Raw genomic sequence first — 19,337 nt, 5'->3', positions numbered from 1 at the left:
CCAAGCTCACACCTTATATAAGAATACAGCGGAAGTACCAGGTCCAGTATGAGTACCTACAACAGTACCCACAGCTGTATAATGGATTTCCTTCACATTAAGTTCAGCAGTAACACGTGCTTCAAGCTCTTGTGCAATCGTTGCATCATCTGTCTTTGCGACAACCAGACCAACCTCAGCATCACCATATGCTTCTTTCAATAACTCAACAATTTTAGCCATTGCTTTTTTACTACCTCTTGCTTTATCCGCAGAGTATACAGCTCCTACTTCATCAAGCGAAAGAATCGGCTTAATATTAAGTAACGAACCGATAAGAGCAGCAGCTCTGCCGATACGTCCACCTTTTTGTAAATATTCAAGCGTATCCACTAAGAAGTAGATTTCTGCATTCTTCTGTCTCTCTTCAATAGCAGCAACGATTTCTTCAACAGAAGCCCCTGCTTCAGCCATTTTAGCAGCAAGAATAACTTGCATACCATTGCCGTAAGATGCTGATTTTGAATCAATAACTGTAATGTTTGCATCTTCAGCTTCAATCATAGACTGAGCAATCGTTGCCGATTGATACGTTCCACTTAGAACAGATGCAAGATGAATTGAAATAATTGGACCTGTAGGGTCTTCAGCTAGAAGACGTTCATATACATCACTGAATTCAGCAGGTGATGGCTGGGATGTTGTCGGCATAACAGTGGATGTTTTTAGACGAGCATAGAAATCATCCGTTGTCATATCGATGGCATCTCTAAATGTCTCCTCACCGAATAATACTTTAAGTGGAACCATAGTAATGCCGTACTTCTCACGTGCATCAGCTGGAATGTCTGCTGTACTATCCGTTACAATTCGAATATTTCCCATTTTACGATATTCCCCTTCCCTTATCGCTTAATTGATATTACTCGACTGCAAACACATATGGATATAGCGGTTGACCACCATGCTGCACTTCAATTTCTAGATCGCTATAATGCTCGCTAATCCACTCGCTAATCGAAGCTGAGATTTCATCTGATGAACCTTCACCTGTAAGAATAGTAACAATGTCCCCTTCTTCTTCAAGCATGCTTGCAAGTAGAGCCTTACATGCATCTAGAAGTTCCGCCTCAGAAGTTACAATTGATTTTTCCTTAATACCGATATAGTGTCCTTCAGTAATCTCTACACCATCAATACTCGTATCGCGAACCGCTTTCGTAATTTGACCTGATACAACCGTACTAGCAGCAGAAATCATCCACTCTTTGTTGCGTTCTGGCGTTTCGTCTTCTTTAAAAGCAAGCACCGCCGCAATCCCTTGCGGAATTGTTTTGGTAGGTATTACAGTAACAGAGCGCTCTGTTAGTTCCACAGCTTGTTCAGCAGCTAATATGATATTGCTATTATTTGGGAATATGAAAATATGATCCGCAGAGAGTGCTTCGATCGCTTTCACAAAATCTTCTGTGCTTGGATTCATTGTCTGTCCACCGGATAATACGATATCCACGTCACTACTACGGAACAATTCAGCAACCCCATCACCAAGTGCAACGGTAATCATCCCGTAAGGCGCACGCTCAAAGGCTTGCTCGGTTGGACGATTATCAATGGCCTGTCCCGCTAACAGCTCGGCAGCTGATAAATTCGCATGCGATTGGTGACTATCTTCTTCAAGCAATTCACGATGTTGTTCGCGCATATTAAGAATATGCATATCTGTAAGTTCACCATATGGAACTGACAAATTGAACACATCACCTGGTTTACGAGAATGAACATGAACTTTAATAATGTCATCATCTGTAATTACTAGAATTGAGTCCCCATCTTTAGATAATGCTTTCTTGTAAGCGGATTCATCAAAGGCGGATACAGAAGTTCCGGATACATTGCGCTTGATGAAAAACTCCATGTCATAGAAGAACTCAATATCTAAAGTCTCTAGTTTTGCTTGAGCGGAGATTGGAACTATGTTACGTATAGGCTGTGGAACATATACATCTGCAGGTGCAGCTTCAGAGGTTAGATCATCTGAAATTTCTGAATTGCCGGATAATGATTGTACAAATCCTTCATAAATATAGACAAGTCCTTGACCACCAGAGTCAACAACGCCTACTTGTTTCAAAATCGGTAATAGATCAGGAGTTTTTTGCAAAGCTTCGTAAGCTCTTTGATGTACTTCTTGCATTAATTCAAGTACTTCTGTATTACGACGAGCAAATTGCACAGCATGACGCGCTGCTTCTTTCGCTACAGTAAGTATTGTTCCCTCTACCGGCTTAACAACAGCCTTATATGCCATATCCACACCATGTTGTAGGGCAACAGCAATATCTATAGCCGTCGCTTCCTCGGCACTCGCTAATGACTTAGAGAACCCTCTAAATAGTTGAGAAAGAATAACGCCTGAATTACCACGCGCCCCCATCAATAGTCCTTTAGATAATGCTTCAGCTGTTTTCCCCAGATGAGCAGATTGTTTGTTTTTCAATTCAGTTATTCCTGAAGTCATTGTTAGATTCATATTTGTTCCAGTATCGCCATCCGGCACTGGAAACACGTTAAGTGCATTGACTTGTTCAGCATTTCGCTTTAGTAAGTCAGCTCCTAATAATGCCATTCCAGCAAAATCAGAACCGTTAATAGCTCGCTTACCCAATGAAATTCCCCTTCCTGCTAGGTAGATACCCTTACATCTTGAACGAAAATGTTAACTTCGTTAACTGCAAGGCCTATTACATCATTTAACACATAGGTTACTTTAGAACGAATATTATTCGCTACTTCAGAAATTTTCGTTCCATAACTCACAATAATATACAAATCAATATATACACCATGTTGATCTTGTCTTATTTCAACACCCTTAGTCCAATTGTCTCGACCTAGAAGCACTGCGAGTCCATCTTTAAGTCCATTTCGTGAAGCCATTCCTACGAGCCCATAACATTCCATAGCGGCAGAACCAGCAATTGTGGCAATACAACTATCAGATACATTGATCTGACCATAATCATTATCTAATTGTATCGGCATAACTATTCACTCCCTTGCCATATATTATGGACTAATTTACATTGTACTATAAACATTGATTTTATTGAAGAGTATAGTGAAATTTCACAACATTTCAATTAGAATTAGGTTGAACAGGGATCAACTTTATGTTACGATATTTAGGTCTGTTTATATTAGAAGTAATATGCATGATTAATCATTCAAGTAGCATAGTCTTTACATAGCTGTAAAGGCAATGAGCTGTTAAAGCAAGAACACTTGATATTTGGTGAAGGAGGTGTACTTATGTCCCGCAAATGTTTCGTAACTGGCAAAGCGCCTGGAAGTGGTAACAACAAATCTCACGCGAACAACACAACTCGTCGTACTTGGGGAGTTAACGTTCAAAAGGTTCGTATCCTTGTGGATGGTAAACCAAAACGTGTATACATCAGCGCTCGCGCGTTGAAGTCTGGTAAAATTACTCGTGTGTAATTTGCCATAGACAAAAGCACCTGAATCTTCAGGTGCTTTTTTTGTTGTAAGGTTGTACGCCTCCATGGAGTTGCGATTGCGACAGCCAGCATTATGTTGTTAGCTTTTTTGGAATGTATTCAACACTGCTTTTACAAATCCACCCAAAAATTTAGGTAATTTAATGGTATAGAACTTCATGTCCACCCCTCCTCGAAACACGCGGTTACATTTTCCGTGTGAGCTCCACTCTTGTAATCATAATATGCAAAAAGAGCGCAACGTATGCCACCACATGCTTCAAAGAAAGATTATTTCAAGCCCAAATTTTGATTACTGACCTAATAAAAAGTCTGGATTAGTCAAACTTTGATAAACGACCGTAATAAAGACACCTATAAAGAACATAATGATTGCTAATACGATAAACGTAATTCGTAAGCCGATCGTTTCGAAGCGCCTAAAAAATCGAACGCCGATATAGACAGCCAATAATGAAAACAAATATTTAATAAACGAACTTATCGTAGTAAATAACGATAACGTTCCACCAGCCATCATCGCGTACAAGATGACCCAAACGAAAGTTTTAATATTAAATTTCATACGAATTACCTCCTCCTATTAACGTAATGAGGCTATAGCTTCAGCACGACTAGGAGCATTAAATACAGCATTGCCCGCTACAAGGACATTAGCGCCTGCATCACGAACAAGCTGCGCTGTCTGCGCATTAATACCACCATCTACTTGCACATCGATATGAGATAGTTCACCTTGTTGTAAGAGCGCTCGTAATTCACGAAGCTTAGTTACTGAATACGGAATAAATGATTGTCCACCAAATCCAGGATTAACCGTCATAATAAGAACCATATCGATATCATTAAGAATCGGTATCAACGAAGAAACCGGTGTAGCTGGATTAAGAGCTACACCTACAGGAAGACCTTTTTCCTTAATTGAATAGATTGTTCTATGAAGATGAGCACAGGCTTCCAGATGAATCGTAATACGATCAGCGCCAGCAGCAATATAATCAGCAATGTATTGGTCAGGACGTTCAATCATAAGATGAACATCAAAAGGCAGTTTCGTCTTAGACCGAACCGCAGCAATAACCGGAGGGCCAAATGTAAGGTTAGGCACAAAGTGACCGTCCATTACATCGATATGTACCCAATCCGCTCCTGCCGCTTCTATGGATTGAATTTCTTGACCTAATTGAGAAAAATCAGCGGATAAAATAGATGGTGCAATAATAGTCATGACTGTTAGTACCTCCGTTTTTGATCTTTGAGTTCTGCAAGAAAGGTTATATAATGTTCATGCCTGCTTGCTTCAATCTTTCCTGCTGCAAGTTGTTCAAGTACGGCACAACCGGGCTCCTGAACATGCGAGCAACCTCTAAACTTACACTCTGGGGCAAGCTCGCGCATTTCTATAAAACCATACGCAAGATCCGAAATACCAAGCTCCGTAAAATCAAGCTGGCTGAAACCAGGCGTGTCTGCAACATAGCCCCCGCCAATATCAATAAGTTCTACATGACGAGTTGTATGCTTACCGCGTCCTAGCCGATTACTTATTTCATTGGTTTCTAGTGTCAATCCAGGAACTAGTGCATTCAAAAGCGAAGATTTCCCTACTCCGGATTGTCCAGCAAACACAGATACATGCCCTTTCAACCTTTCATGTAAAGGGGATATTCCTTCATGCTCCACAGAACTCGTCCCATAAATTTCATAGCCTAAATTACTGTAGATGCGAGTGACTTCCTCGATACTTTTGAGCGCCTCTTCCTGCAATGATTCCTTACTATTGGGATCATGAGATAAATCTTGCTTGCTTAAGCAAAGAACAGGTTGAATTCCTGCATGCTCAATATGAAGTAAGAACTTATCTAACAATTGTAAATTAAGGGCAGGCTCATGCACAGAAAATACGAGAATAGCAAGGTCAACATTCGCCACAGCTGGACGTATTAATTCTGAATGACGAGGAAGTAATTCTACAACAGTTCCTTCTCCATTTTCTGTAGGTACATAGAGTACATCATCGCCTACTAAAGGAGTAAGGCCTCTGTTCTTAAATACTCCTCTAGCACGGCATTGAACCGTGCTAGAAGAAATCCGATCATGTTGAGGTTGAACGTAATAATAACCACTCAGTGCTTTAACAATCACTCCCTGGAGACTAGCGGAAGAATCTGTAGTTGTCTCATTATTCTTCTGCAAATGTTTCCGTGGATTGCTCGTTTTGCTCATTATGTTCGTTACCCTCCGTATTTTGGTCTGACCCACCCGGTGGAGTAGGGTTAGTTTCTGTAGTTGTAGGTGTTGCAGTCGGTTGAACAACATTACCTGGAATTTCCAATCCAGTTGTTGAACCTTTTGAAATATCTTTATATCTGATTTCTTTGATATCCATGAACGTACCATCTCGGGTTACAGATACTCTTGCTACCGTATCAGGGTCAAGCACAAGCGTTACTGGAATATCAACCGTACTTGTAATCGTACGTGTATCAAGCTTCATATTTTCACCACGAGCATCGGAATAAATAATTTCCACTTCACTTGCAGAATCACTGTTCGCAGGTGAAATACGCACATTAAACACATAGTTTTTGGCATCCTTAGGTTGCCCTGAACTTACAACAATCGAGATTTTACTACCTTTAACAACTTTCTCATTAGGCAATACATTTTGGCTAATAACTTCGTCTTTTTCGAACAAATAACTAGCCTCATACTTAATATTACCTTCTTCAAGTATTAAACCATAAGCTTTCAAAATATCTTTAACATCAGCTAATTTTTTGCCCTCTAGAGTTGGCATATCAAACGTCTCTGGTCCAGAGCTTACTGTAAATGTAATTTTCACATCATCAGGATTAATTTCAGAACCTGAACTTGGTGTCTGCTCAAGTATAGTACCTACCTCAGAGTCATCGTTGACTTCGATAAATTCGAGCTGAGACTCCTTAATACCAAGCTCTACAAGGGAATTAATTGTAGCTGTTTTCATTCCACCAACATAGTTAGGTAGTTGTTTCAGCTCAGGTCCGCTACTGATAATTAATTCGATAAAAGATCCAACCTTCACCTTCATATTCATCTTCGATTGCTCCATAACGTTACCTAGTGGAACAACCTTACTTGTTTCACGCGTTACTGGTTCTTTAACTCTCAAACCTTTTTCCTCAATAGCTTCACGAGCTTGTTCCTCTGTCAAGTCTACAACATAAGGTATGTCGACATCGTCTGTTTGCCAAGTATCTAATAACTTGAAAAATCCCCATATTAACGCAGCCAAGAAAACTAATGTTACAAGAACGACAATCAATGGTTTCTTCCAATTGTTTTCTTTCTTTGTAAGCTCAGAGTCTTCCAGTGCTGTAGTTTTCATTGCCGTAGTGTCTTCAATCCTCACCGTATTACTTACAGGTCCCGTTGCCTGCTGCGTGCGGGTAGTATTCATATCTTGCATTTGCGAAGAACGAATAGCAGGCATAACTTTTGTTTCCTGCATTTCATCTACTTGACTGAATACAATTTTCGGTTCATACAGACGATGTGGTTGAAGGCATGTCTCTAAATCCTCCATCATTGCTTTTGCTGAATGATAGCGTTCATTCGGATTTTTCCGCATTGATTTCAAAATGATATTTTCTACTGATTGAGGAATATGCGAATTGGCAACTCTAGGCTCTTCAAAATCATCTTGCAAATGTTTCAATGCAATGCTAATTGGACTCTCACCAAAAAATGGGAGTTGAGCAGTTAACATCTGATATAGTACGATTCCCAAAGAATATAAGTCCGATTTCTCACCTGTATTCACACCTTTAGCGTGTTCAGGTGAAAAATAATGTACAGATCCAACAACAGAACCAGTATGTGTAATCGTTGAGGAAGTTACTGCTCTAGCAATACCGAAATCAGTTACTTTCACTCTACCATTATTACCAATAAGAATGTTGTGAGGCTTAATATCACGATGAATAATATGATTCGTATGTGCGTGATCAAGCGCCTCACATATTTGCTGTGCGATGTGAACTGCTTCTTCAATTTGAAGAGGAGCTCGCTCTACAATAATTTCATTCAAATTATGGCCTTCTACATACTCCATAACGATATAATGAATATCTTCTTCTTGACCAACGTCATATATACTTACAACATTAGGATGAGAAAGTGCCGCTGCTGATTGACCTTCACGACGAAACCGACGAATAAACTCTTCATCATGAACAAATTGTTGTCGTAATACTTTGACCGCTACTTTCCGATTAAGCAGTACATCATGCGCTTTATATACTAAAGCCATTCCGCCACCGCCTATACGAGAAATTATCTCATAGCGACCAGCAAGATCGTGTCCAATCATAGTGTCTCCTCCTTTCCTTGTACATGACCGTTTTGATCATAAAGAACAAGTGTAATGTTGTCTTCCCCACCAGCCTCATTAGCAAGTAGAATTAATTGATCTGCACTTGTTGCAAGTGGTTGCTGACTCATTACAATTTGATGAAGTTGAGACTCGCTAACGCGATTTGATAAGCCATCACTACATAAAAGCAAAATATCACGGCTATCCCATTCGATAATACGAACATCTACTTCGACATCATCATCTGTACCGATCGCACGGGTTAATACATTTTTTCGGGGATGATGCTCAGCCTCTTCGGCCGTTAATTGTCCCGATTGTACCAACGCATTCACTAAAGAATGATCTTCAGTTAGCTGATGGATGCCTTGTTCATTGATACGATAAGCGCGGCTATCACCAACATGCCCAACAATGATCATGTGATCCCATAATAGGGCAGCAACAATCGTTGTGCCCATATTATGATATTGTTCCATATGTTTAGCTAATTGGAATATTTCATCATTTGCTTGACGAATAGCAATTCGCATCAGACGTTTACCGTCTTCTGCGCTCCAATTTGTAATTTCTTCATGTTGCTGCAGAATACGCTGAAAAGCTTTAACCGCGATTTGACTCGCAACATCTCCAGCCTGATGACCACCCATTCCGTCTGCTACAATAGCAAACGAAAGTTGGTCATTAATATTCCCTGTTAACGCAGAATCCTCATTCACTTGACGAATTCTTCCAATATCACTGCGACTAACCATTAACAAACGTAATCACCTCGCCGTAGATTCCATATGTTTGGCTCTTAATTGCCCACAAGCAGCTGCAATATCATGACCTTGCTCTCGTCGTATCGTTACATTGATGTTATTTTTTTCTAATACTCTGGCAAATTCAAAGATATCATTACGTGGAGTACGTACGTAGTCTCGCTCAGGTACATGGTTAACTGGAATTAAGTTAACATGACATAACATATCTTTGATTACACTAGCTAACTCTTCTGCATGTTCCACTTGATCGTTTACACCGCCGATAAGCGCATATTCAAAAGAAATACGACGGCCTGTTTTCGCTTGGTAATAGCGAATCGATTCAATAACATCATCAAATGGGAAGCGTCGGTTAACTGGCATAAGCTTAGAACGTAACTTATCATTTGGAGCATGAATGGATAGAGCCAAATTAATTTGTGTGTTTTCATCAGCGAATTTGTAAATACTTGGTACAATTCCGCTAGTAGAAACGGTAATATGGCGTTGACCAATATTCAAGCCCTTCTCATGAATCATATTACGTAAAAACGTCATTGTAGCATCGTAGTTTTCAAATGGTTCACCAGAACCCATAATAACAATACTAGATACACGCTCACCTGTAGCATCAAGCATCATTTGTGAAGTGACAACTTGAGCAACAATTTCTCCAGCTGTTAAGTTACGTTTCAAACCGCCAAGTGTAGACGCACAGAAGGTACAACCAATACGACAACCAACTTGAGTCGTTACACATACGCTATTTCCATAGCTATGTCGCATAATAACAGTTTCAATCGCATGATTATCTTGTAAACCAAACAAGAATTTCACAGTACCGTCTCGAGACTCGAATTTCGTAATTTCTGTTAATGTTAGAAATTCGAATTTATCCGTTAATGCTTGACGAAGACTTTTAGATAAGTTCGTCATTTGTTCAAAGCTTGTTACACGTTTCACATAAATCCAGTCAAATACTTGATCAGCACGGAAAACTGGCTCACCGATCTCTTTCATCCATTCTTGCAATTCTTCGTGTCTATAGTCATAAATAAATGGTTTCATCTCATCACACCTGTATAGTTTATAGGTGCTTCATTTTCGCAAAGCGATAATAAAGCATGTTTCAATATATTTTAGCATAAACGCGGCTCTCGAGCCATCTGTCAATGTTATGTCAACTTGCAGCCCATTATGACAAGCTAATCTTAGCTTAATTGTGTCGAACTAGACGGGCTATGAAAAATCCATCACTATTCGCATATTGTGGCAGTAACTGTAATTGACCATCGAATGAATCGTCGATAATCCCTTGCGATCTTAGCGACTCTAGCAGTGGTTGTGGCCACCCAGTATCTAATTTATACTGAGGGTTTCTAGCAAGAAACTGAGCAATCTGCATTTCGTTCTCTTCTTTAGCGATTGTACATGTACTATATACTAATGTACCACCTGGCTTCACAAGATCACTCATTGCATCAAGCAATTTACTTTGAATCGTAGCTATTGCTGCTACATCACTATTCTCTTTGGTCCACTTAATTTCAGGTTTGCGGCGAATAACGCCGAAACCACTGCACGGGGCATCAAGCAGTATCGCATCAAAACTTTGTTTCTGCAGACGATCAGCAAGTGCAATTGCATCTCCACTCATCGTCTCAATATGTGTCAGCCCCAGACGCTTCGCTTGATCTTCAATTAATTGACGCTTATGCTCATGCAAATCATTAGAAATTAATTTCCCTTTACCTTGCATTAATTCTCCGATATGCATGCTTTTGCCACCTGGTGCAGCACAAGCATCCAAAACGAGCATCCCTGGTTTAGGTTGTAACACTTCTGCTACGAGCATAGAGCTTTCATCTTGCAGAGACCACTGCCCACTAGCAAATCCAGCTAATCCAGCAAGATGCCCTCCACGATGTACATTAATACCAGCTGGTGCAAGTGGTGACACTGATGCATTAAGACCTTCTGATTCAAGTGCTTGCAATACTTCTGCTACTGTTGCTTTCATCGTGTTAACACGAATAGAGCTATGCGGCACCTCATTGCTACTACTCAATATTTGCTCTGTAGTCTTAAAGCCATACTCATCTAACCAACGCTTCACAAGCCACTCGGGAAATGAGTAGCGAACAGATAGCATCTCTACTTTATTTGGCAAATGGATTCCACTAATAACAAGATCCGCTTGACCACGAATGGCGCTGCGTAAAACACCATTAACCATACTAGAGATCCCTTGATGCCCTTTACGCTTTGCAATATTTACTGCTTCGTTTACAACAGCATGTGGAGGAATTCGATCCAACCACACCAATTGATAAATACTAAGTCTTAGCAATTGATGTACCCACGGTTGTAACTTATGCAAGCCTTTAGCAACAAACTTAGATAACCAATAATCGATCGTTAACTTTCGACTAATCGTACCGTACACGATTTCCGTTGTAAGTGCAGCATCCTGCCTTGATAATTGTTGTTCTTGTAACGTCTTATTCAATTGCAAATTACTATAAGCTCCTGCTTCCTCGACTTTAACTAGCACCTCTAAAGCAATTAGACGTGCAGATTTCGGTTTTGGTTGCGCAGCTTGTCCCTGAATGTTACCAGGAGCTCCATTACTAGACTTAGCTTTATTAGTAGATGAAGCTCGTCTATATGTTGAAGGTTTCTTATTCATAGTCTACTCCTGTACGGCTGAAACGAGTTCAACACCTATAATTGCTCTTGCGCCTTGCAGCCAATCCGCGACATCCATCATACGCTTGCCTGCAGGCTGAACTTGGGTAAGTAATAATTGACCATCACCAGTCTGCACTGTAATTCCTTCTGAACTGGCAGCAATTATTGTGCCAACTGTTGTTGCATCAGCATGTGCAGACAACGGCTTACATGCCCAAATCTTGAAAGGTTCATTATTCAAATACGTAAAAGCACCAGCCATTGGTGACAATCCGCGTACTTGATTAAAGATCGATCTTGCAGACTGCGTCCAATCAATACGCTCATCTTCACGAGTTAAATTAGATGCATAGGTCGCCTCATCTTCATTCTGAGCAACTGCAGGCAGCTCACCGGCAAGAAGCGGCGGTAAAGTTTCCTTGAGCAATTGCGCCCCAGCAAGGCTAAGCTTTTCAAACATCGTGCCTGAATTATCTTCATCCGTAATAGGAAGTGCAACACGACTAAGCATATCCCCAGTGTCAAGTCCAATAGCCATATACATAATCGTTACTCCAGTCTCAGACTCACCATTAATAATAGAGCGTTGAATAGGAGCACCTCCACGATAACGAGGAAGTAAAGAACCATGAACATTAATACAACCGAACTTAGGCAAATCGAGCACAGCTTTAGGTAGGATTTGACCGTACGCAGCTGTAATAATCAGATCCGGATTATAGCTAGCAACTTCAGCTACCGCCTCTTCACTACGCATTCGTTCAGGTTGAATGACCGGTAACCCAAGCTCTAATGCCGCTTCTTTCACAGGTGGCGGTGTGAGCACTTTTTTGCGCCCTTTCGGACGATCTGGTTGTGATACAACTGCTACTACGTTATAACCTTCTTCAATTAAAGTACGTAGAGAAGGGACAGCGAATGTCGGTGTCCCCATGAAAACGATACGCATATTATCTTTCGCCGCCTTTTCGTACCTGATCAGAAACATCGTACGTATTAAGTGCAATATCTGTGAACAGTACTCCATTCAAATGATCAACTTCATGTTGAAACGCACGCGAAAAATAGCCAGTTGCTTCAACAGTAAAAGTTTCGCCATCACTATCCTGTCCTTGAACGACAATATGATCAGCACGAAGTACTTCGCCGTTAATATTAGGAATACTTAAACAGCCTTCTGGACCTAACTGTTCACCATCACGTTCAATAATGACAGGGTTAACCATTTCGACTAGACCATTCTCATCGCCGACATCTACAACTATAACTCGTTTAGATATCCCGATTTGTGGCGCTGCAAGACCTACTCCATCTGCATCATACATCGTTTCAGCCATATCTTTTAATAATTTTTTTAAGTTTGAATTGAATTTAGTAACTGGTTTCGCGATTTCTCGCAACACCTGATCTGGTTCTTTAACAATTAGACGAATACTCATAAAATGACCTCCAAAACTTTTCATAAACTTAAACTATTTCTAGTGTACGTTATTGGTACACGCAGACCTACAATGTTTCTGAAAGAAACATACCTCGGAAGCTTATACTAGACTTGCCAAGTTCGCTTCATATTCAATATAGAATATGCTACCTAGTCAATCATCGTTATCAAAGTCCGCTTTATATTTGATGTCGAATATTCTACGTTAGCATGCTCATCGTTATCAAAGTCTGCTATTTGAACTTCATCTTACAGTATTACCTGTGGATCAACATCCACACTGAACAACACCTTATTTTTTGCATTACCTTCAAGAAACGGACTTATAGCTCGTTGTACAAGACTTCCCGCATCGATACTACCACGATATTTTATCACACATTGATACCTGTAGCGATCCTTGATTCTAGCAAGAGGTGATGCAACCGGTCCTAATATTTCAAGCGCACGCATCATACGACTACGTAAAGGGACAAGCACACCTTCATATTCTGCTAATTCTCGTAGCTCTGTCACAAAGCGCTGACTTACATCCGAAAGTAATGGAAGTTGTTCATGTGACATTGTAATTAGAATTAATCTACAATACGGCGGATATGCCATTATAGCACGCAATGACAGCTCTTCTTCAATAAATTGTTCATAATTATGATATTGTGCTGCAGTAATGGCATAATGATCAGGGTTATATGTTTGAATAATAACCTCTCCACTTAGATGATGTCTACCTGCTCTACCAGCAACTTGCGTTAATAATTGGAATGTACGTTCCCCTGCTCGAAAATCCGGTAAATTCAATGTCGTATCAGCAGCGATTACACCAACCAACGTAACATACGGGAAATCAAGACCTTTGGCCACCATTTGAGTTCCTAATAACACATCTGCTTGACGATCACCAAATGCTTTCAGTAATTTTTCATGCGAATTTTTTTCCGTTGTTGTATCTACATCCATACGAATGACACGTATACCCGGAAATAATTTAGCAAGCTCTTCTTCAACTTTTTGCGTACCTGTTCCAAAAAATCGAATATGCTCTGATTCGCATGTAGGACATTGCTTAGGTGATGACTCTGTATGTCCACAGTAATGACAACGAAGTGATCTTGTTTTCTGATGAAAAGTTAATGAAATATCGCAATGTGGACATGTTGCTGTATAACCACAAGATCTACACATAACGAAAGTAGAGTAACCTCTTCGATTGAGCAGTAAGACGGTCTGCTCTTGTCTTTCTAGTCGCTCTTTCAACGCTGTATAAAGCGATCCACTAAACATCGAACGGTTACCACGCTGCAATTCCTCACGCATGTCAACAATTTCAACTTTTGGCATGTCTTGACCTGAGACGCGTTCTGGCAAATGAAGAATTGGAGCTTCACTACCATCCGCAGGATTACGATTCGCAGCAACGTAAGTTTCTAATGATGGCGTTGCAGAACCAAGAACAACTACTGCACCATGTTGCTTAGCTCGCTTTACTGCTACATCTCTTGCATGATACTTAGGTGTATCTTCTTGCTTATAAGATGACTCATGCTCTTCATCGATAATGATGAGTCCAATAGATTGAAATGGAGCAAAAATTGCGGAACGTGCACCAACGACAACTTGCGCTTGCTCATTACGGATTTTCCGCCACTCATCAAAACGTTCTCCTTCAGATAAGCGACTATGCATGACTGCAACAGCATCACCAAAGCGAGATTTGAATCGCTCAACCATTTGCGGAGTAAGGGCAATTTCAGGAACAAGTACAATTGCTTGCTTCCCAATTTGAAGACACTGGGCAATACTTTGCAAATATACCTCTGTCTTACCACTACCAGTAACCCCATAGAGCAACATCGTTTGCCCAGTTTCTGCAATCATACTCGTAACAATCCGTTCATATACGCTATGCTGTGAGGTCGTTAAAGGCAGTGCTGAGCTAGCTTCAAACTGACGGTGCTTATATGGATCGCGCGCTTGCTCTCGTTCTTCCAACCGCAATAGCCCCTTATCAACTAATCCGTGAACAACGCTTGAACTAGTGTGTAATGCTGCAACTAATTGTTGCATCGGAAGTGGCTGTGCATGTTCTAGCATGTAAGAAAGAACTTCATATTGCTTACGAGCCTTTTTCATAAGTGCAGGCAGCTGATCTCTAGCGATATCAAGTTGATCGGGTAATACTACTGTCAATATTTTTTTAATCCCTATACGATCCTTTACAGAGGCACGTACAGACAATATATTTTGCTGCAATGCTGCTTTAATATGTTTATGAGCATCAGGATAAGCGGATAGTAATTTATCGAAGGTAACTACTCCACCTTCCGCAGCAATGTATTGCAACCACGGCTTATCTGAGTGCTCTGCCTGTTCAAAGAATTCAGATAAACCGATATATTTTTCTTCCTTACCTTTCAAGGCTGATGGAAGCATCACTTGCAAAGACGCAATTCGAGAACAACAGTATTTATGACTAAGCCACTCCGAAAGATCAATCAGGTCTGGTAGGAGTGGAGGTACTGGATCAAGTAATTGCGAAACACATTTCAACTTACTTCTGTCATAGTCCGTATCCATCGCAAGCGAGATAACAAATCCTTGTAGTACACGACCACCAAAAGGAACGCCCACTCGACTACCAACCTCAATCCATGGTTGCATATCTAATGGCACTTCATAATCAAAAGGCCGATCCGTCTGACGGCTCGGCACATCTACAATAATATTAGCGATCATGACTATCATCCTTAATCTGTTGTAATCGGGCTGCTACAATATTCATAAGTCTTTCCGCTGCTTGCGCTTTACTCAATAACGGAAGTCGCTCCACAATACCTTGCTTATTATAGATGGTAATAATATTTGTATCGCCATTAAATCCTGCTCCCTCAGCGGAAACATCATTTGCAACGATAAAATCACAGTGCTTACGTTTTAATTTATCCAAAGCGTATTCGTCGACATGTTCAGTCTCAGCAGCAAATCCCACTAAAATCTGATCTTGTTTGCTTTCACCTAGTGTTTGCAATATATCTGTCGTACGCTCTAGTTCAAGATGTAGAATATCGCCACTCTTCTTAATCTTCTGGCCATAACGTTGTAGAGGACGATAATCCGCAACAGCTGCCGCCTTGATGACGACATTAGCTTGCTCATAGCGCGCTAGCACTTCCTCTAGCATTTGCTCGGCTGACTCCACACGAACAAGTCGAATCCCTGAAGGTGGTGTTGCGCTAGTTCTACCTGCAACGATCGTAACATCAGCACCTAGTAATCTTGCTGCTTCGGCAATAGCAAATCCCATTTTACCAGAAGAATCATTTGTTAAGTAACGGACGGGATCAAGTCGTTCGATCGTACCTCCGGCAGTAACGAGGACCGATTGACCTGCAAGTAATTGCGGCTTACTAAGCCAATTACTTACAGCATCAACAATCTCCTCTGGCTCTGCTAGACGACCTTTCGCTACATAGCCACACGCAAGTTGACCAGTACCTGGATCTACAAATAATGCACCACGCTCCGCAAGTAAGTTCATATTGTGAACTACAGCAGGATGCTCATACATATGAACATTCATTGCAGGTGCGATTACAATAGGGCAAGTAGCCGCAAGTAACGTCGTACTGAGCATATCATCAGCGATACCATTAGCTAATTTGCCAATAGTATTCGCTGTTGCTGGAGCAATAAGAATAAGATCCGCAGCATCTGCAAGATTGATATGATTAACAACCTGCGGATTATTCTCATCAAATGTATCGATATGAACTTCATTTTTGGAAAGCGTCTGTAGAGTTAATGGCGTAATGAACTTTGTAGCAGACGTTGTCATAATAACATGCACATTAGCACCAGCTCCTGTAAGCTTGCTACAAATCGTAGCTGCCTTGTAAGCTGCAATACCTCCACTAATTCCAAGTACAATTGTCTTGCCTCGTAGCACTATGCCATCTCCTATTCATCTATGTGTAATAAGTTAGTTCAAAAAGTATAGGACTCGTTTGCGGTTACCAATTATTGCGTTCTTTCAATGCTTGAATATGAGCTAAATGGTGAAACGAATGCCATTTCGTAAAGCACAAAAATGCTTTCAATGAAATTTGTGCACCCTTTTCAGGATGATAAAACTGTCTTTCAAATTCAGCCGAGCTCATTGATTTTAATAAAACGAATAAACGTGCATACGTACCATCAATTATGCTTAGGCTTGGCTCGATTGGCATCGAACGTGTATCACTAAGAAGCGCCCATTTTTCTTCCAAGAATGGTTTAATCGTAGGATTATTTTCCGTCAAAGCAAGTTTGAAACGAGTTAGTACATTTGTAGAGAAATCTGCAACATGATGCACAACCTGTCTTACGGTCCAACCACCAGTGCGATATGGGGTATCTAGTTGTTCCTGAGAAAAACCTTCAACTGTCGCTTTTAGTAATGTTGGATACTTCTCGATTTGCTCAATCCATTCTTGTTTTTGCACAGCTGTCATGCCTTCAAACACAAATCTTCCGATTGGATAAGTAACTTTTTCCATCTCAATCCCTCCTAGAAAATAGGTTGATGTCATCGCTTTCCGCATAGAAATAATAAGCTTTTTTCTTGTTACACTATCTATCTTATCATATTTCCATATAAGCTTAGTAATTCAACATTAAAAGTATTTTAACCTTCTTTTTGTGCAAACAAAATTAAAAAAGATGTACGCATTACAATGCGTACATCTCCTAACGAAGAGCAATAGACTAAGCTTTTATTATCTGCGCTCGTCTTTTCGTTCGTCTTTTTGTTCATCCTTCTCTTTACCAGGAATATGCTCAACTTTGATCATATCAGCATAAATTTCCTCAAGTGCAAAGCCAACTGCTTTGTGAGAGCGAGCAGTCGTTAATTCAGACTTCTCACCATTTCGTAGCATTCTTGCACGTTTAGAAGCAGCAACTACTAAAGTGTATTTGCTGTCAACTTTTTTGACTAGTTCGTCAATAGATGGATATAACATTGGACATTCTCCTCACTCATGCTTTCTCTGTTGCAGCACCCATAGCTAAAATATGGGCAGGAAGACGTTCTCGTCTGCAGTTTTCCGCAAGAATGATGCTGCGAATTTTATCGCAAGCATTGTCAATCTCATCATTCATTACTGCGTAATCATACTGACTAAGAAGACTTAATTCTTCCACTGCAACATTCATTCTAGTATTAATCGTATCAAGGGTTTCCGTTCCGCGTCCAGTAATTCGTGCTTTCAACTCAGCAAGTGATGGTGGAAGCAAAAATACCATGACAGCTTCAGGAAACTTATCCTTCACCTTCATCGCACCTTGAACTTCAATTTCTAAGATGACGTTTTTACCATTAGCTAATGTCTCATCAACAAAGTCGCGCGGCGTTCCGTAGAAATTACCTACGTACTCTGCATGCTCAAGCATAGCATCATGATCGATCATCTGCAAAAATTGTTCTCTAGATTTGAAAAAATAATTCACGCCATCAATTTCGCCTGGTCGCGGATGTCTAGTCGTAGCTGATACTGAGTATACTAGCTCAGGCATACGTGAACGTAACGCCGTACATACAGTTCCTTTGCCTACTCCTGCTGGACCTGACAAAACAATTAACAATCCCATTTCTTCCAAACTCCTCGTACTATTCGTCGTTATCGTCGTCCTTCGTGGACAAACGATGCGCAACAGTTTCTGGCTGCACAGCAGATAATATAACGTGATCGCTGTCCGTAATAATTACGGCACGCGTACGACGACCATATGTCGCATCAATCAACATATGTCGATCACGCGCCTCTTGAATAATGCGTTTAATCGGAGCCGATTCAGGACTCACGATCGAAATAATACGATTCGCTGAAACGATATTCCCGAATCCAATATTAATAAGCTTTATTGCCAAGCCAGATCCTCCTCCGCATGCATCTTTCAACAAGTTCAGATACAATTGCAACACACAGTTCATAATTGATAGATGTATAGATTAAGATTCATTATTCTAGTGTTGACGAAAAAATAAAGTAGCATACTATACAGAGCTATCATAACATAAGCTTCATTTTAATTGATTTTTCTATTATGAACAAGCTTTTCGTCGATAATTGATAGAATAATGACTAAAACGCCCAAAGATCGGATAAATATTGTAAAACATATGTGTTTCTTCAAGAAACATGCATCGAAAACGATAGGTATATGAGTATTTAAAATATTTCTGTAAGAAACATTCATAGGAAAGACAAGTGTTTCCTATGAATGAATATCTAGAAGAAAGTTAAGCTTCCTCGAGTATTTCGCTTGTCAGTACCAAGAAGATGACATGAAGCTAGTGAAGTGAAGCGCAGAGCGTACGTATTGTGTACGTAAGCACTTAAAATGTTTCTGTAAGAAACATTCATAGGAAACACAAGTGTTTCCTATGAATGAATATCTAGAAGAAAGTTAAGCTTCCTCGAGTATTTCGCTTGTCAGTGCCAAGAAGATGACATGAAGTTAGTGAAGCGAAGCGCAGAGCGTACGTATTGTGTACGTGAGCACTGGAGCAAGCGATGAATGGCAGCTTCGCCGTCGAATCCGCTACGTCAGCCTAATCATCGTAA

At 40.4% G+C, this 19,337-nt stretch carries 20 protein-coding genes; 1 reads left to right on the top strand and 19 read right to left on the bottom strand.

All coding sequences use genetic code 11. From position 1 onward, the window contains the following. Window positions 1-6: 6 nt before the first annotated feature. From fakB to NV377_RS14060, 3 genes are read right to left on the bottom strand one after another with little or no spacing between them, the layout of a single operon-like run. Window positions 7-864: a DegV family protein gene (fakB, locus tag NV377_RS14070; RefSeq protein WP_258199547.1), complete on the bottom strand. Its 858-nt coding sequence runs from the start codon at window positions 862-864 to the stop codon at window positions 7-9. 37 nt (window positions 865-901) lie between these two features. Beyond that, window positions 902-2,647 (bottom strand): DAK2 domain-containing protein, encoded by a 1,746-nt coding sequence (gene fakA, locus NV377_RS14065; protein WP_258199546.1) that lies wholly within the window; start codon window positions 2,645-2,647, stop codon window positions 902-904. Window positions 2,648-2,664: 17 nt separating this feature from the next. After that, window positions 2,665-3,024: an Asp23/Gls24 family envelope stress response protein gene (locus tag NV377_RS14060; RefSeq protein ID WP_258199545.1), complete on the bottom strand. Its 360-nt coding sequence runs from the start codon at window positions 3,022-3,024 to the stop codon at window positions 2,665-2,667. Window positions 3,025-3,291: 267 nt separating this feature from the next. Here NV377_RS14060 and rpmB point away from each other — a divergent pair, with 267 nt between their 5' ends. Further along, window positions 3,292-3,480 carry a 50S ribosomal protein L28 gene (gene rpmB, locus NV377_RS14055; protein WP_258199544.1) on the top strand — a complete coding sequence of 63 codons (189 nt, stop codon included), beginning with the start codon at window positions 3,292-3,294 and terminating at the stop codon, window positions 3,478-3,480. A 99-nt stretch (window positions 3,481-3,579) separates the two neighbouring features. Here the strand turns inward: rpmB and spoVM are convergent, their stop codons facing one another. The 16 genes from spoVM to remA all read right to left on the bottom strand — a co-directional run bounded on the left by spoVM (window position 3,580) and on the right by remA (window position 18,640). Next, window positions 3,580-3,660 carry a stage V sporulation protein SpoVM gene (gene spoVM / locus NV377_RS14050; protein WP_258200341.1) on the bottom strand — a complete coding sequence of 27 codons (81 nt, stop codon included), beginning with the start codon at window positions 3,658-3,660 and terminating at the stop codon, window positions 3,580-3,582. A gap of 132 nt (window positions 3,661-3,792) precedes the next feature. Beyond that, the gene (locus NV377_RS14045; RefSeq protein ID WP_258199543.1) at window positions 3,793-4,065 is read right to left on the bottom strand and encodes a hypothetical protein; all 273 of its coding nucleotides are present in this window, start codon (window positions 4,063-4,065) and stop codon (window positions 3,793-3,795) included. An 18-nt stretch (window positions 4,066-4,083) separates the two neighbouring features. Continuing rightward, on the bottom strand, window positions 4,084-4,728 hold the full coding sequence (rpe, locus tag NV377_RS14040; protein ID WP_258199542.1) for a ribulose-phosphate 3-epimerase: 645 nt from the start codon (window positions 4,726-4,728) through the stop codon (window positions 4,084-4,086). Between the two features lie 5 nt (window positions 4,729-4,733). Next, complete coding sequence (gene rsgA / locus NV377_RS14035) at window positions 4,734-5,726, bottom strand: ribosome small subunit-dependent GTPase A (protein WP_258199541.1); 993 nt, start codon at window positions 5,724-5,726, stop codon at window positions 4,734-4,736. Further along, window positions 5,683-7,854 carry a Stk1 family PASTA domain-containing Ser/Thr kinase gene (gene pknB, locus NV377_RS14030; RefSeq protein WP_258199540.1) on the bottom strand — a complete coding sequence of 724 codons (2,172 nt, stop codon included), beginning with the start codon at window positions 7,852-7,854 and terminating at the stop codon, window positions 5,683-5,685. Before pknB ends, rsgA begins: the two co-directional genes overlap by 44 nt. Further along, window positions 7,851-8,612, bottom strand: coding sequence for a Stp1/IreP family PP2C-type Ser/Thr phosphatase (locus NV377_RS14025; RefSeq protein WP_258199539.1), 762 nt, complete (start codon window positions 8,610-8,612; stop codon window positions 7,851-7,853). The genes pknB and NV377_RS14025 overlap by 4 nt, the downstream gene beginning before the upstream one ends. A 12-nt stretch (window positions 8,613-8,624) precedes the next feature. After that, window positions 8,625-9,671, bottom strand: coding sequence for a dual-specificity RNA methyltransferase RlmN (gene rlmN / locus NV377_RS14020; RefSeq protein WP_258199538.1), 1,047 nt, complete (start codon window positions 9,669-9,671; stop codon window positions 8,625-8,627). Between the two features lie 148 nt (window positions 9,672-9,819). Beyond that, on the bottom strand, window positions 9,820-11,292 hold the full coding sequence (gene rsmB, locus NV377_RS14015; protein ID WP_258199537.1) for a 16S rRNA (cytosine(967)-C(5))-methyltransferase RsmB: 1,473 nt from the start codon (window positions 11,290-11,292) through the stop codon (window positions 9,820-9,822). Between the two features lie 3 nt (window positions 11,293-11,295). Continuing rightward, on the bottom strand, window positions 11,296-12,243 hold the full coding sequence (fmt, locus tag NV377_RS14010; protein WP_258199536.1) for a methionyl-tRNA formyltransferase: 948 nt from the start codon (window positions 12,241-12,243) through the stop codon (window positions 11,296-11,298). A 1-nt stretch (window position 12,244) separates the two neighbouring features. Next, on the bottom strand, window positions 12,245-12,733 hold the full coding sequence (gene def / locus NV377_RS14005) for a peptide deformylase (protein WP_258199535.1): 489 nt from the start codon (window positions 12,731-12,733) through the stop codon (window positions 12,245-12,247). A gap of 251 nt (window positions 12,734-12,984) precedes the next feature. Continuing rightward, entirely contained in the window at window positions 12,985-15,468 is a 2,484-nt protein-coding gene (gene priA, locus NV377_RS14000) for a primosomal protein N' (RefSeq protein ID WP_258199534.1), read from the bottom strand. Further along, window positions 15,458-16,678 (bottom strand): bifunctional phosphopantothenoylcysteine decarboxylase/phosphopantothenate--cysteine ligase CoaBC, encoded by a 1,221-nt coding sequence (gene coaBC / locus NV377_RS13995; RefSeq protein ID WP_258199533.1) that lies wholly within the window; start codon window positions 16,676-16,678, stop codon window positions 15,458-15,460. Before coaBC ends, priA begins: the two co-directional genes overlap by 11 nt. A 64-nt stretch (window positions 16,679-16,742) precedes the next feature. After that, entirely contained in the window at window positions 16,743-17,267 is a 525-nt protein-coding gene (locus NV377_RS13990) for a YfiT family bacillithiol transferase (RefSeq protein ID WP_258199532.1), read from the bottom strand. Between the two features lie 219 nt (window positions 17,268-17,486). Next, entirely contained in the window at window positions 17,487-17,732 is a 246-nt protein-coding gene (rpoZ, locus tag NV377_RS13985) for a DNA-directed RNA polymerase subunit omega (RefSeq protein WP_258199531.1), read from the bottom strand. Window positions 17,733-17,748: 16 nt separating this feature from the next. Continuing rightward, window positions 17,749-18,360 (bottom strand): guanylate kinase, encoded by a 612-nt coding sequence (gmk, locus tag NV377_RS13980; RefSeq protein ID WP_258199530.1) that lies wholly within the window; start codon window positions 18,358-18,360, stop codon window positions 17,749-17,751. Window positions 18,361-18,379: 19 nt separating this feature from the next. Beyond that, window positions 18,380-18,640 carry an extracellular matrix/biofilm regulator RemA gene (remA, locus tag NV377_RS13975; RefSeq protein WP_005548256.1) on the bottom strand — a complete coding sequence of 87 codons (261 nt, stop codon included), beginning with the start codon at window positions 18,638-18,640 and terminating at the stop codon, window positions 18,380-18,382. Window positions 18,641-19,337: the final 697 nt, after the last annotated feature.

The organism is Paenibacillus endoradicis, from assembly GCF_024721975.1.
Note: the sequence above shows the minus strand (reverse complement) of the source record. Positions and strands in the feature narration are given on the sequence as shown.

Coding starts and splice junctions, on each gene's coding strand:
- rlmN (WP_258199538.1), bottom strand. CDS start 9,671: ATGAAACCATTTATTTATGACTATAGACACGAAGAATTGCAAGAATGG.
- def (WP_258199535.1), bottom strand. CDS start 12,733: ATGAGTATTCGTCTAATTGTTAAAGAACCAGATCAGGTGTTGCGAGAA.
- spoVM (WP_258200341.1), bottom strand. CDS start 3,660: ATGAAGTTCTATACCATTAAATTACCTAAATTTTTGGGTGGATTTGTA.
- rsgA (WP_258199541.1), bottom strand. CDS start 5,726: ATGAGCAAAACGAGCAATCCACGGAAACATTTGCAGAAGAATAATGAG.
- fakB (WP_258199547.1), bottom strand. CDS start 864: ATGGGAAATATTCGAATTGTAACGGATAGTACAGCAGACATTCCAGCT.
- rsmB (WP_258199537.1), bottom strand. CDS start 11,292: ATGAATAAGAAACCTTCAACATATAGACGAGCTTCATCTACTAATAAA.
- rpoZ (WP_258199531.1), bottom strand. CDS start 17,732: ATGTTATATCCATCTATTGACGAACTAGTCAAAAAAGTTGACAGCAAA.
- NV377_RS13990 (WP_258199532.1), bottom strand. CDS start 17,267: ATGGAAAAAGTTACTTATCCAATCGGAAGATTTGTGTTTGAAGGCATG.
- gmk (WP_258199530.1), bottom strand. CDS start 18,360: ATGGGATTGTTAATTGTTTTGTCAGGTCCAGCAGGAGTAGGCAAAGGA.
- priA (WP_258199534.1), bottom strand. CDS start 15,468: ATGATCGCTAATATTATTGTAGATGTGCCGAGCCGTCAGACGGATCGG.
- NV377_RS14045 (WP_258199543.1), bottom strand. CDS start 4,065: ATGAAATTTAATATTAAAACTTTCGTTTGGGTCATCTTGTACGCGATG.
- pknB (WP_258199540.1), bottom strand. CDS start 7,854: ATGATTGGACACGATCTTGCTGGTCGCTATGAGATAATTTCTCGTATA.
- NV377_RS14025 (WP_258199539.1), bottom strand. CDS start 8,612: ATGGTTAGTCGCAGTGATATTGGAAGAATTCGTCAAGTGAATGAGGAT.
- fmt (WP_258199536.1), bottom strand. CDS start 12,243: ATGCGTATCGTTTTCATGGGGACACCGACATTCGCTGTCCCTTCTCTA.
- rpe (WP_258199542.1), bottom strand. CDS start 4,728: ATGACTATTATTGCACCATCTATTTTATCCGCTGATTTTTCTCAATTA.
- NV377_RS14060 (WP_258199545.1), bottom strand. CDS start 3,024: ATGCCGATACAATTAGATAATGATTATGGTCAGATCAATGTATCTGAT.
- rpmB (WP_258199544.1), top strand. CDS start 3,292: ATGTCCCGCAAATGTTTCGTAACTGGCAAAGCGCCTGGAAGTGGTAAC.